This window comes from Bradyrhizobium sp. McL0616 (assembly GCF_049993385.1).
GTDB lineage: Bacteria > Pseudomonadota > Alphaproteobacteria > Rhizobiales > Xanthobacteraceae > Bradyrhizobium.
Window position 1 is genome coordinate 2,245,148 of sequence record NZ_CP188255.1, and the last position, 13,109, is coordinate 2,258,256.

The 13,109-nt window shown below is 60.2% G+C and carries 10 protein-coding genes and 2 pseudogenes; 7 read left to right on the plus strand and 5 right to left on the minus strand.

Annotation, left to right across the window (positions count from 1 at the left end):
* The first annotated feature begins 76 nt into the window (after nucleotides 1-76).
* Entirely contained in the window at nucleotides 77-1,378 is a 1,302-nt protein-coding gene (locus tag ACPPVR_RS10845) for an MFS transporter (RefSeq protein ID WP_426614215.1), read from the plus strand.
* Between the two features lie 28 nt (nucleotides 1,379-1,406).
* Nucleotides 1,407-1,679: pseudogene (locus ACPPVR_RS10850) on the plus strand (EAL domain-containing protein); the annotation flags it as partial.
* Between the two features lie 24 nt (nucleotides 1,680-1,703).
* On the opposite strand, the gene ACPPVR_RS10855 reads toward ACPPVR_RS10850, so the two are convergent.
* Both ACPPVR_RS10855 and ACPPVR_RS10860 read right to left on the minus strand, forming a co-directional pair.
* Nucleotides 1,704-2,507: an isocitrate lyase/PEP mutase family protein gene (locus ACPPVR_RS10855; protein WP_426614216.1), complete on the minus strand. Its 804-nt coding sequence runs from the start codon at nucleotides 2,505-2,507 to the stop codon at nucleotides 1,704-1,706.
* Nucleotides 2,508-2,556: 49 nt separating this feature from the next.
* On the minus strand, nucleotides 2,557-3,456 hold the full coding sequence (locus ACPPVR_RS10860; protein ID WP_426614217.1) for an alpha/beta fold hydrolase: 900 nt from the start codon (nucleotides 3,454-3,456) through the stop codon (nucleotides 2,557-2,559).
* A gap of 99 nt (nucleotides 3,457-3,555) precedes the next feature.
* Between ACPPVR_RS10860 and ACPPVR_RS10865 the strand changes: the two genes are divergently transcribed.
* Nucleotides 3,556-4,065, plus strand: a complete 510-nt coding sequence (locus tag ACPPVR_RS10865) for a MarR family winged helix-turn-helix transcriptional regulator (RefSeq protein ID WP_426614218.1) — start codon at nucleotides 3,556-3,558, stop codon at nucleotides 4,063-4,065.
* Nucleotides 4,066-4,261: 196 nt separating this feature from the next.
* Here the strand turns inward: ACPPVR_RS10865 and ACPPVR_RS10870 are convergent, their stop codons facing one another.
* Together ACPPVR_RS10870 and ACPPVR_RS10875 are read right to left on the minus strand one after the other, a co-directional pair.
* A complete protein-coding gene (locus ACPPVR_RS10870) occupies nucleotides 4,262-4,501 on the minus strand; it encodes a cupin domain-containing protein (protein ID WP_426614219.1) in 240 nt (79 codons plus the stop codon).
* Between the two features lie 412 nt (nucleotides 4,502-4,913).
* Nucleotides 4,914-5,555 carry a hypothetical protein gene (locus tag ACPPVR_RS10875; RefSeq protein WP_426614220.1) on the minus strand — a complete coding sequence of 214 codons (642 nt, stop codon included), beginning with the start codon at nucleotides 5,553-5,555 and terminating at the stop codon, nucleotides 4,914-4,916.
* A gap of 529 nt (nucleotides 5,556-6,084) precedes the next feature.
* On the opposite strand from ACPPVR_RS10875, the gene ACPPVR_RS10880 reads away from it, so the two are divergent.
* On the plus strand, nucleotides 6,085-6,324 hold the full coding sequence (locus tag ACPPVR_RS10880) for a hypothetical protein (RefSeq protein WP_426614221.1): 240 nt from the start codon (nucleotides 6,085-6,087) through the stop codon (nucleotides 6,322-6,324).
* Between the two features lie 798 nt (nucleotides 6,325-7,122).
* Here ACPPVR_RS10880 and ACPPVR_RS10885 read toward each other — a convergent pair.
* Entirely contained in the window at nucleotides 7,123-8,154 is a 1,032-nt protein-coding gene (locus ACPPVR_RS10885) for an IS110 family transposase (protein ID WP_426613823.1), read from the minus strand.
* Between the two features lie 190 nt (nucleotides 8,155-8,344).
* On the opposite strand from ACPPVR_RS10885, the gene ACPPVR_RS10890 reads away from it, so the two are divergent.
* From ACPPVR_RS10890 to ACPPVR_RS10900, 3 genes and pseudogenes are all read left to right on the plus strand, one after another.
* Complete coding sequence (locus ACPPVR_RS10890) at nucleotides 8,345-9,325, plus strand: Bug family tripartite tricarboxylate transporter substrate binding protein (protein ID WP_426614222.1); 981 nt, start codon at nucleotides 8,345-8,347, stop codon at nucleotides 9,323-9,325.
* A 243-nt stretch (nucleotides 9,326-9,568) separates the two neighbouring features.
* Nucleotides 9,569-11,063: pseudogene (locus tag ACPPVR_RS10895) on the plus strand (winged helix-turn-helix domain-containing tetratricopeptide repeat protein).
* Between the two features lie 244 nt (nucleotides 11,064-11,307).
* Nucleotides 11,308-13,083: an adenylate/guanylate cyclase domain-containing protein gene (locus tag ACPPVR_RS10900; RefSeq protein ID WP_426614223.1), complete on the plus strand. Its 1,776-nt coding sequence runs from the start codon at nucleotides 11,308-11,310 to the stop codon at nucleotides 13,081-13,083.
* Nucleotides 13,084-13,109 lie beyond the last annotated feature (26 nt).

The window sequence follows — 13,109 nt, forward strand, 5'->3', positions numbered from 1 at the left end:
AGGGCATTCGCGGAAAGCGCTTGACCCGGGCATCCCCAGATGGTCCGAAGGACCGTCTAGGGGTGAAATACAGAAAATGCGGCTTCCGTTCTTCTACGGCTGGGTCGTGGTCGCGGTGACCTTCGTCACGATGGCCATCGGCGTCAACGCGCGCTCGGCCTTCTCGCTGTTGTTTCCCCCGATCATCTCCGAGTTCGGCTGGGAGCGCGGCGTCACCGCCGGCGCGTTCTCTTTCGGCTTCGTGGCTTCCGGCGTGGCTAGTCCGCTGATCGGCCGGCTGATGGATCGCGCCGGGCCGCGCGCGGTGATGGAGCTCGGCGTCGTTCTCATGGGCGGGGGGATGCTGCTTGCACCGCTGACCACTGCGCCCTGGCATCTCTACGCGACGCTTGGTGTCATGGTCGGTGCCGGCAGCGTCTGTCTCGGCTATTCAGGCCAGTCGCTGTTCCTGCCTAACTGGTTCATCCGCACGCGCGGCTTCGCGATCGGCATCGCCTTTGCCGGCGTCGGCATCGGTTCGGTGACGCTGCTGCCATGGGTGCAGCACATGATCGAACAGACCGGCTGGCGGACCGCGTGCACGGCGATGGGCCTGACGATCCTGGTCGTGCTCGCGCCGATCAATCTGTTCCTGCACAAGCGTCCCGAAGACATCGGTCTTCGGCCGGACGGCGACATTGCCCCGACCGCAGGCGCTGCAAAGCCGGTCTCCAATATCGTCGATCCCGTCTGGGCCAACACCGAATGGACGCTCGCTCGCGCAGTCGCGACAGGGCGGTTCTGGTGGATCGCCCTCGGCTATTTCTGCGGCCTGTACATCTGGTACGCGGTCCAGGTGCACCAGACAAAGTTCCTGCTCGACATCGGTTTCAGCCCGAGCGTGGCGGTCTGGGCGCTCGGTGCTGTCAGTGCACTCGGCATTCCCGGCCAGATTCTGCTCGGCCACGTCTCCGACCGGATCGGGCGGGAGTGGGTCTGGGCGATCAGCTGCGCCGGGTTTGCAATCTGTTTTGCGGCACTCATCGGCTTGAAGTACCAGCCGTCGCTCTGGCTGGTCGGTTTGATGGTGTTCACCCAAGGCGCGCTCGGCTACGGCCTTACCTCGATCATGGGCGCGGTGGTGTTCGAGATTTTCCAGGGCAGGCACCAGGGCAGCATCTTTGGCATGATCATGCTCGCGGCGCTGGCCGGCGGTGCGGCCGGTCCATGGGTGACGGGCTTCCTCTACGATCGCTTCGGCGACTATACGCTCGCCTTTGCCATCGCGATGGTCGCGAGCGGACTATCGGCGCTGTCGATTTGGCAGGCCTCGCCGGGCAAGGTGCGGGCCGTGACCGGACGGCTGCACAAGCTTGGATCAGGAACCGCCGCTGAATAGGTTCCGAACGCACCAAGAAACCTTCGGCGCTTTCGCACTTGCGGTCGCCATCGCCGTAGTGCGCGTAGGGCAGGGCCTCGGCATGACCGTCGTCGCCGAAGGCGTCGAGACCGAAGGCCAGCGCAAGATGCTGGCCGAGCTCGGCTGTGACGTCGTCCAGGGCTTTCTCTACGCGCCCGCACTTCCCCCTGTCGCGTTCGAGCGCTGGCTGATTGAGCATTGCGCCGAGCAGGCGATAGCGATGCTGGGGCGACTCGACCTTGCGCCGGCAGGTCGCGACGCAGTGAAGCGGTCGGCCTAGAGCGCCGCGGCCTGAAAGGCCGGCTCAGCCATTCGGTTGCAGGAACGTGCCATATTGCCTGGTCGCGGCGACCCCGGCTGCGGCCTGTCCAATGACGCGCATCGCCGCCATCATGGGCCACGGCCCAAGGCTGACCCGCCGCACGCCGACACGGGCGAGATCCCCGATTTCGGGAACACCTTGCGTCACCATGATGTTGACCGGCAGCGGCGTGAGCTGAACCAACCGCTCGATCAGCGCGAGGTCGTTGAGGCCGGGCACAAAAATTCCATCGGCACCGGCGTCGGCATAGACCTTCGCGCGCCGTGTCGCTTCATTCAGGCATTGCTCCGGCGAGCCGAATTTCAGCAGGAACGGATCAGTTCTCGCATTGATGAAGAGACGAACGCCGAGTCCTTGCGCAATGTCCCGCACGGCCTTGATCTTCGCGGCGTGCTGCAAGGCGCCGGCGAGTTGCCGTTTTCCCTCCGACAGCCCGTCTTCGATATTGATGCCGACGGCGCCGGCCTGCAGAATCCTGGCCGCCGATTCCGCCGCGGCGTCCGGGGTGTCGCCATATCCTGCCTCCAGATCGATCGAGACCGGAACCGACACGGTCGCGGTGATCCGCGTCACCAGGCCTGTCACCACATCGAGCGGGACGTTTTCCCCGTCCGCGTATCCGAGCGCGGAGGCGACCGCGCCGCTACTGGTCGCGATGGCAGGAGACGTCTTCGCAATGGCTTTGGCGGTGGCGGCGTCCCAGGCGTTGAACAGGACAAGCGGATCGCCTGTCCTGTGAAGAGCGTGAAACGTCTCGGCATATTGCTGCTGTGTCCTGGCGTCCATCGCGCGCACTCCTAGTCAGAAAACCCAAAAAGATGTTGTGCTCATGCCTTCAGTCAGGCGCGTACGTCTTGAACCAGTCCATGATCAGACCGGTGACTTCGGCTTCACGCTCGAGGTGCGGGAAGTGGCCGACATCAGGCAGGGCAACGCGCTTATGCGGCCCCTTGAACAGCGGCTCTTCCTTCACCGAATATTTCGCTGTCGGATCGTTGCTGCCATAGATCGTCAGCGTCGGCGTATGCATGTCATTGACCGGCAGCCGGCCCATGCGCCCCGCATCGGTCAGGCCTCCGTAATACTTGAGCGCCGCCGCCATGGTGCCGGGCGCGCTGAGCGTCTCCTTGATCGAGCGGATGTGCTCGGCATTGTCGAATGTCGGTGACCACAGCTTCCAGAGGTAGTCGACGAAGGGAAGTCCCTCGGTATTGACCGCCGACTCGGCGCCGGCCAGCTGGAAAAAGTAGACATGGAAGATGGATCGGACGATGTCCGGATCTCGCCTGATGCTGCCGAATGTGATCGGGTGCGCGGTGTTCATCACCACCGCGGCCTTGATCGCCGATGGCGCCGTGGCCAGCGCCTGAAAGGTCGACGTGCCGCCCCAATCCATGCCGACGACGCGTGCCTGGCCGTCATCGCTCAGCGCCGCGATGAGCGCCTCGAGATCCTTGCCGAGGGCGATGGGATCGTAAACGCCGTCCGCCGGGATCTCGGTCGGCGCGTAGCCGCGCAAGAACGGCGCGACCGCGCGATACCCCGCATCCGCGAAGACCTGCAGCTGCTTTCGATAAGACCAGGCATTGTCGGGAAAGCCGTGCATGAACAGTACAAGGGGACCGTCTCCCTGTTCGAGATAGGCAAACCGCACGCCATTGGCCGTCACGTATTTCAGTGCGGGTTCGCTGCCGGTGTCGTTCGGCGTTGGTCGTGCTGCGCTCCTCGTATTCAACGTCATTCTCCATGTTGCCTGTTCTGCGACCATATATGTGCGCAGCGCACATATATGGTCAAGTTGTTTTTTGTGCGTAGCGCACATATTATTCGGCGCATGGAAACGGGAATCGCGAATTTGCTGGGGGCGCTCTCGCTCGCCGTCATGGATCGTATCGAGCAGGGCGCGCGCGAGGTGATCGGCCGTGGCGGCGAGACGCCTGCCGCGCTCGTCGTCATCGGCTATGGCCAGGGCATGACCAACGACAAGCTGCGGCGGATCCTCGGCCTGTCGCATTCCGGAACGGTCCGCCTGGTGGACCGTCTGGTGTCGGATCGGCTTGTCGAGCGCCGGCCGGGAAAAGACGCCCGCGAGGTCGCCTTGCACCTGACGGCTACGGGCACCGCGACCCGGAACGAACTGATGGCGTCCCGGATTTCAGCCGTCGCGTCGCTTCTGGATGTGCTGTCGCCGGCCGAAACGAAGCGGCTCGAAACGCTGCTGCACGAACTCTTGGCACGGCAGGACACGTCCGAGATGGATCGCTTCACGATCTGCCGGATGTGCGACGACAGCGTCTGTACGAATTGTCCATTGCCGACGAACAAGGGCAAAGGCGATCGTTAGCGCGAATTGCTCGCATTATCTGCGCCGTTCCGTCAGTAAGATCGGCAATTGGCTAGATGCGCGAAGACATGCCATGTCCGCTCTGTCTTTGGGAGCGGACAGCATCGGTCCCTCTAAACCGGTCATCTAAGGGCCAACAGGCGACATCGGATGATCGCATAAAATGACAGAGACTGCCGACCGATATAACGAAAGATTACTTCACTTCTGTCATCACGGGCTTGTCTTTGGCTTTGATGCGGAACACTAGCGTCTTTGAAAGTTTTTCCGTGGCGTTCCGGCCAAAGTGCTTCGTGTTCGGTGGCGTGTACACAACCTCGCCAGCCTTGACTGTCTTGGTGCCGACGCCATCGATTTCAAAGGTCTGCTCGCCCTCGATCACGTAAACGAACTCGTGACCTTCCTCGTGCTCGTGCAGCGGAAGCCGGTAGGCCACTCCGATGCGTAGATGATTACCTCTTGCCCCGGTAGATTGACCAAGTCCGTTTTGAATACTTGCTTGATCACATATCCCGGCAACTGCGCACGAATGGCCTCGGGCAAACCCAATCCAATGACAATGCCGCCTACCAAAAGGCCAGCCGAAAACAAATGACGTTTCATTAAGCACTCCCGGTTCGAGCCACCTTGTGATGCCGTTTCTGAAATTACGACGCACCAAAAATGGAAACCTAGGTGTCAAAACGCCTTTATGCAACTCGAGCTTTCGCCCCGTGCGGGCACGGCTGATGTCCGTTCGGGGTCAATCTCGACATTCTTGCAGTTAGCCAGCCACGTCCGATCTACCCCTGACTTCAGACATACCACTGCACTGCGCCAATTGAAGCGATGGGCCACTTCCGGACTCATCAGCTCTTGCATAACCCCTTTGGTGTCCAGTCATGATGCGGTGTTGTCGGTGGCTTGTTCGCATCGTGAAGAATGAGCACGAGCGCTCGACGCACCTCCGTTCCCGTTGCAGTCAGATGCATGGGCGGTCCGCCAGGAACGATCACGGGCGGACCGCCCGCTCGCCCGATCTGCTTGCCACTAGGAGTTTCCAAACAGGTCTCTCCAGCTTGGGTATACCAAGCCTCCGGTCCCGCATGGGTGTGCGCCGGCGCTTCCATGCCCGGCGTAAAGATCGCCTCCATGTACTGAGCAGAGTAGGTCTGACCTGCGCTTATCGGAAGCGGGCCGATCTCAGCAATGCGTTCACCCCCGGCCGGCCGCCAACCCTCGTCGGCAATCGTCAGCAGCCACGTTTTTCCAAGGGACTTCACGACGGCGCTCCCAGCAGCCTTTGCTGCTTCAGCCTCGACTTCTGTCGGGTAAGCATCCAGATGCCAAAAGGTCTCTGACTTGGTGAGTTGTCCGATTGGCTGATTGGCGATGATCCAACACCCGACCTCGCCGGTCCGCTCAGCCACTGGCCTACAAATTTGCGCCGACGCTTCTTGGCAAGTTATGAAAAGTACGGCACTCGCTAGAGCCAAAAAAATGTGCGGCATACTTTGCCTCCATATACGCGCCCAACACTATCAACCGACGATAGGTTAGGTCAGCCTAGTACTTTGCATTTTGGTAGCGAGCGAAAAAAATGGCCCTTCGTTGCACCTACGCGCCTTGCCGCAAAGCCATCGCCACTCAGGAGGTCGAAGTCCGTTGTGGGTCATGAGCGTCGGTCGAGAAGGAGCGGCTAATGTCCGGTCTTCCTGATACAGCGGACCTATGCGGCTTCCCGCACCTCTTCGCCTTCGGGCCAACCGCGGACCAGGGCCCCGAGCCCTGCACGAAAAATGCAGCCGTGTTGACGTTTGTCGACGAGGTAATCCGATGAACCTTTGCAGGATTTCCTGGACCCATAGTGAACAGCTTCACATAGCGCGTTCGGGGCCGGGGCTAAGGTGATAATGGAATTCGCCTGAACAGAAGCTCTGCGCGGGAGACACGTTTTCTGATTGCCTCAAGTAAGACTAGTTCAAGCGTGATGGAAAACTGCTGAACTGAAATTTGATCGAATTCCAAGGGAGCTTTCCTATGGATTATTTCAGTGAGGATTCCGCACACGTTACTAATGGATTTTCTCTAAGCGAACGTGCTGCGAGCACTGACGATGACAGTATCACCCACAGGCGTTGGGCAAAGGCCGTGCTGGCCTTCTATGCCTGCGTGCTCACGGCTGGCGCGACCGCAATTGCTGTCTCCCAGAGCATGAGCACGTCCGACGGCATGGAACAACACGCTACCTTGCGTGCCGACATTCGATCTGCCCACTAACAACTCACGCATTTCATAAGTGGAGGGCCGACCGTCGTCATCTAGCGCGCCATATCGAAGGATTAGGCCATGGCAACCACGAGACATAGTCACACCGCGTCATCAGTAAAGGCGACAGGAGCCTACGATGGAAGGATCATCGCTGGTTATTGCCTCTTGGCAGCAATCGCGCTTGCTGCGCTCTATTTTGCGTCAAGCGGTCCGGGGACCGGCGATGCTGCCATTGCCGTTATGGTAGCTATGCCTTGACGTGAGGACGCACGATGCGATGGCTCCTCATTCCCTCTGTAACTTTTTCGGTCCTCTTGGCCGCGCGAGGCCAGCATCAAACAGAGTTCGTGCCGCGCGCGAGCGCATCTATGCCCCCGGTCAACGTGCCCTAGGTTGGAGTTCGAACTACCGTCTGCTTTGAAGTTGCCGCAGTGAGGATAGCCGCCGCCGTTGATCGGGTAATCACCGCCGTGTGCTTTGCCGAACGTCCGCTTTAGGTCCACGAGCAGGCTATCGGATGCCGGACGGCTTTGTACTCTATGGGCCATGTGTGGACGGCTCCGGGTTGGCAAGAAGAATCTTCACTTTGCGGCGTTGGTCGGAGCGGCCATGTGTTCGGCCTGTTTTCGCGGTTCACATCACCGCTGGCCATAATGCCCTCCGCGGATCAGGTCCCGGTCAAAAGCACGCATTCGAAGATGCTGTGGCCCAAGTGGGTTGTCCTGATCGCCGGATCGACCGGCGCTGCATTAAGTGCTGTTCGCCCTCCCAACCGTTACATCACACCGGATGTCCGGTGTAGCCTCGTCACGCCGTGAGAGCGGCGGGTTCATGGTAAGGTTCGTTTCTGGCCATCATCGCCCATGCCATCCTGGCGAGCTTGTTGGCGAGCGCGATGGCAGCGACCTTGGTGGGTCGCCGGGCCAACAATCGAGTGAGCCAGGGCCGATGATCGGTGCCATGGATCTTGGCATAGCGGATCACGGCGAGCGCGCCAGCCGTGAACAGGCTGCGCAAATAGCGATCGCCTCGTTTGCTGATACTGCCAAGCTTGTCCTTGCCCCCACTCGAGTGCTGCTTGGGCACGAGCCCAACCCAGGCCGAGAAGTCTCGTCCCGATCGGAAGGCCTTGGGATCAGCAATACTGGCGACCAGAGCTGTTGCCAGCGCTGGCCCGACGCCGGGGATTGCGTCCAGCCGTTTGCTTGTCGCGCTTGATCGATGCCAGGCGATGATGCGTCGATCGAACTCCAGGATTTGAGCCTTCAATGCGCGCAATTGGCTGCCAAGAGCAGCAAGACAAGCGCGAGCCAGTTCCGGAAGCCTGCGGTCGGCTGTATCGGCGACGACTTCCAGCAGCTGCTCGACACCCCTGCGTCCGACAGGGGCGACAATCCCAAACTCGGCGAGATAGGCGCGGATCGAATTGATGACGGCAGTCTGCTGGCGGATGCAGAGATGGCGCGCCCGGTGAAGCATCAGACAGCTCTGTTGCTCGACCGTCTTGGTCGGCACGAACCGCATGTTGGGTCTCGCGACCGCCTCGCAAATCGCCTCCGCGTCCGTGGCATCGTTCTTTTGCCGCTTGACGTAGGGCTTCACATAGGCCGGAGGCATCAATCGTACCGTATGCCCGAGTGCCTGCAGTTCGCGGGACCAATGGTGCGACGACGCGCAAGCCTCGATCCCCACCAGGCACGGTGGCAGTTTTTGGAAAAATGCCAGGACCTGCCCGCGCTTCAACTGCCGGCGCAGGACCACTTGGCTGGCCGCATCAACGCCGTGCACTTGAAAGACCGACTTCGCGATATCCAGTCCAATCGTCGAAATTGACTGCATAGCTAGCTCCTCCGAATCGTGGGAGCCTCAAACGGCGCCCACTCCTTGGCACTCTCGTGCCGGTGGAGGAGCCGTCCACAGCATCAAAAACGGACTCATGCACTGCAGCAAACGCACACGGTTATTCGACGGGCGGCGCAAAACACGCTAGTTTCCAACGCTCGGAGCTTTCCAAGATCGGGAGCGACGTATGACAGCGCGCCGTTTTGCATTGCTGGCGGTTGTCGGGGCGGCGATCTGGTCGGTTGTTGCGGTAGCGCAACCCTATCCAGCGCGGCCCATCACCCTCGTGGTGCCCTACGCGGCGGGTGGCGTGTTCGACACGATAGCCCTTATCATCGGAGAGCGCATGGGCGAAGTGCTCGGCCAGTCAGTGATCGTGGAGAACGTGACTGGCGCAGGGGGTATCATCGGCGTCCAACGCGCGATCAACGCCAAGCCGGACGGCTATACGGTTCTGCTCGGGACTGTCGGCACCCACGCCTACAATCAATCGATATACCGGAAGCGCCGCTATGATGCGGTGAGCGACTTCACCCCCGTCACGCTTTTCTCTGACCAGCCCATGGTGCTGGAAGGCCGCAAGGATCTGCCCGCTGACAACCTTGCGGAATTTATCGCACTGCTCAAACAGAACGGCGCGAAGATGCAATACGGCTCGGCAGGTGTTGGATCGACTACGCATCTTGCTTGCGCGCTGCTCAATGCGAGGATCGGCGTCGACGTGACCCACGTTCCCTATAGGGGTGGCGGGCCTGCTGCGAACGACCTGATCGGCGGCCACATTGACTATATGTGCGGCAACATGGGTACCGTTGTGGCGCGTGCTGCCGCAAAGCAAACGAAGCTCCTCGCGCTGTTGTCGCGCGAGCGAACACCGCTGATGCCGGAGCTTCCGACCGCGCAGGAGCAGGGTATCGAGGATTACGATGTCGTGACATGGACGGCTTTCTTCCTGCCCAAAGGCGCGCCGAAGGACATTGTGGCCACGCTGAACGAGGCAACCCACGCCGCAATGGATACGCCTGCTATCAAGTCCCGGTTTAGCGCCATCGGCGTGGTCGGCGTTGCACCTCAGCGGCGTGGACCCGAATACCTTGCCAAATATATGGTTGAGGAGATCGCGCGCTGGGAAGGTCCGATCAAGGCTGCCGGTTTGCAGGCGGATTAATGCTGGCTTCTGGAGTCTATGCAGACGGGGGATGGCAGCTCTGGGTCAAAAGCGGCGGTCGGCCCAACGACTCATAACGTCGCGTCTCTCCCGGATAGCGGAAGTGACGGCGGCTCTTGCGGTGTTCGGCTTAGGGCGGCCAGAAGCGGACATTCCCGACCTTGAGCGGCTTACATTTTTCTTACCGGCGGCATAGTCTGTTGGTTGAGCGCCTCTCAGGGAGCGGCCACGGGGGAATTGGCTCTGCGCTATCACTTCCAGAACAGCACACTGGATACAGAGCGGCGCGAGCTGTGTCGCGGCGCCGAGATCATCCCTCTCGCGCCACAGGTGTTCGACCTGCTCGCGTACCTGATCCGCAACAGGGAGCGCGTCGTCAGCAAGGACGACCTCATCCGTGCCATCTGGAATGGCCGCGCGGTCTCGGATGCAGCGTTGACGACTCGCATCAATGTTGCCCGGAACGCGATCGGCGATAGCGGCGAAAAGCAGCAACTGATCAAGACGCTACAGCGCAAGGGCTTCCGGTTCGTGGGCACTATATTCGAAGATCATCACCGCGCGGTCGACTCAGCTAGCTTGGCAACGCACGGCGGCGACCTTGGAAGGATGCCGTCTTCAGCGCCCCATCTTTCCATTATTGTGCTGCCTTTCGCCAATCTTAGCGGCGATCCCGAGCAGGACTACATCGTCGATGGCGTAACCGAGAGCCTGACCACAGACTTGTCGCGCATAAGGGGCTCGTTCGTGATCGGTCGCCACACCGCATTTACCTACAAGGGCAAGTCGGTTGATCTCAAGCAGATCGGCCGCGAGCTGAACGTTCGCTACGTGCTCGAGGGTTCGGTCCAGCGGAGCGGCAAGCGGCTCAGGGTGAACGTGCAGCTTGTCGATGCTGAAACAGCCAATCACCTTTGGGCCGAGCGCTTCGACAAACCTATCGCCGATCTGTTCGATATGCAGGACGAGATCGTATCGCAACTCGCCAACCCGCTGAATGCCCAGCTCATCGAGGCCGAGGCGCGCCGCGCATCAAGCGCGCGACCTTTTCGAGCGTGCCTTGGAAATCGATTCCCGAAATATCAGAGCTCTGGTCGGCATGGCACGTGTCCATCTGGCGATGGGGGCCGCAGTGTTAGCTGATGACCGGGCCGCGCACTTGTCGGCGGCCGAAGCGAATGCGATCAAAGCACTTTCACTCGCCCCGGACTACCCATGGGCCCATTTGGCCTTGGGTGGCGCCCAAATTTTCACAAACCGGGCAGCACAAGCGATCGCGGAATTCGAGCAAGTATTGCGGCTCGATCACAATTCGGCCGATGCACACGCTTACACTGGTTTCGCAAAAGTCTTCTTGGGCAGTGCGGCCGAAACCGAAGCCCATGTAGTCGAGGCTTTCCGCCTCTCTCCTCGCGATATCGCCGCCTACCAGTGGATGCACATTGTGGGGGTAGCCAAACTTCAGCTTGGCGCGGATGCCGAAGCTGTCGCTTGGTTACGAAGAAGCATTGACGCCAACCGAAACTTTCCTGTGAGCCATTTTATTTTGGCCGCTACCTTGGGCCTGCTCGGCGCACTGGATGAAGCGCGAACCGCCGCAAGGGCAGGACTTGCGCTCGACCCAGGCTTCACCATCCGCCGCTTGCGCGCCATTCAAGCAAGCGACAACCCAACTTATGTTGCTTGGCGCGAGCGCTATTTTAAGGGCTTGCGCCTTGCCGGTGTGCCCGAAGGATGATGCCGAGTTGGGTCATGAGCGTCGGTCGAGAACGGAGCGGCTAATGTCCGGTCTCCCTGATACAGCGGACCTATGCGACTTCCCGCACCTCTTCGCCTTCGGGCCAGGAACGGAACTAGGTGTGCTCACATCCCGCTTGCCGACAGGCTCGCTTTTCGGTTTACTTTGGGCGGCGCAATACAAGAGCACTCTCGGCAATTTCAGACTAACCCGCGCGTACAAATCTCCCACATGGAACTTGAATATGACTGCCCCCCGGGTTGAGCGACGTCTTGCGGCCGTGCTCGCGGCTGATGTTGCCGGCTACAGTCGCCTCATGGGCGTGGATGAAGAGGGTACGCTGGCGAGGCTGAAGGAGTGCCGGCGGGCGCTTGTCGACCCCAAGATCGCCGAGCACCGCGGCCGTATCGTCAAGACCACGGGCGATGGGATGCTAGTCGAATTTGCCAGCGCAGTGGATGCGGTTCGATGCGCTGTCGAAGTTCAGAGCGGCATGACGAAGGGCAATATGGATGTGCCTGGAGCCAAGCGCATCGAATTTCGCATTGGCATCCATGTCGGCGACATCATCATTGACGACAACGATATTTTTGGCGATGGCGTCAATATCGCCGCGCGCCTTGAGGGGATAGCCGACGCCGGCGGCATCTGCATTTCGGACGATGCTCATCGCCAGATCCGGGGTAAAACGGAAGTCGCATATGACGACATGGGTCACCAGTCGCTGAAAAACATTTCTGAGCCGATGCGGGCGTGGCGCGCGCGGCCTGCCGGCGAGACCGTGAATCCGCCACCCGAGGTTGACCGGCCCATGCTTGCGCTACCCGACAAGCCTTCCATCGCGGTGCTGCCCTTTACGAACATGAGCGGCGACGTCGAACAGGAGTATTTTGCCGATGGCATGGTGGAAGACATCATAACTGCTCTGTCACGCATGACGTGGCTATTCGTCATCGCCCGCAATTCGAGCTTCACCTACAAAGGCAAGGCGGTCGACATCAAGCAGGTCGGTCGGGAACTGGGGGTACGCTATGTGCTGGAGGGCAGCGTTCGTAAGGCCGGAAACAAGGTGCGCATTACAGGGCAGCTGATCGACGCGTCGACTGGATTGCATTTATGGGCGGATCGTTTTGACGGCAGTCTTGAAGATATTTTCGATCTTCAGGACGAAGTGACTACAAACGTTATCGGAGCGATCTCGCCTAAACTCGAACAGGCCGAAATCGAACGCGCCAAGCGCAAGCCGACAGAAAAATTGGCGGCCTACGACTATTTTTTACGGGGTATGGCGAATATCTATCAAGGAACGAAACAGGCCAACCTTGAGGCGCTGCAGAACTTTCAGCAAGCGATCAGCGCCGATGAGAATTTTTCCACCGCCTACGGGATGTGTGCGTATTGCTACGTCTGGCGAAAGGCAAATGGTTGGATAGTCGATCGTGAACGGGAAACCGCTGAAGCGGAACGATTGGCCCGCGCAGCGGCAAGACTCGGTACCGACGACCCCGTGGCGCTTTCTCAGGCCGGCTTCGCACTTGCCTTCGTGGTTGGTGCCCTCGACGACGGTACCGCCCTGATCGACCGAGCCCTTGTGCTGAATACCAACCTGGCAATGGCTTGGCGGTTCAGCGGATACGTCAGGGTTTTTCTCGGCGACCCGGATCTCGCGATTGACCATCTGGAACGCGCAATCCGCCTAAGCCCGCTCGATCCGCTCATCTTTATTGTGCAAAACGGTATTGTGCTGGCTCACTTCTTCGCCGTCCGCTACGAAGAGGCGCTTTCCTGGGCCCAAAGAACTCTAAGACAGAATCCAAATTATGTCGCGGCGATCATTATGGCCGCGGTGAGCGCAGCCATGGTAGGGCGCGACGACGAGGTGCGCAAGACGGTCGGACGCCTGCACCAGATCGATCCAACTTCGGGTATCTCCAATTTCGCCCACATGTGGCCGCTGCGCCGTCCCGAGGATTTGGCCGCATTTGATTCCGGCCTCCGCCTCACTGGTCTTCCTGAGTGATCGAGTTGAATGCTGCGGCAGGGGCG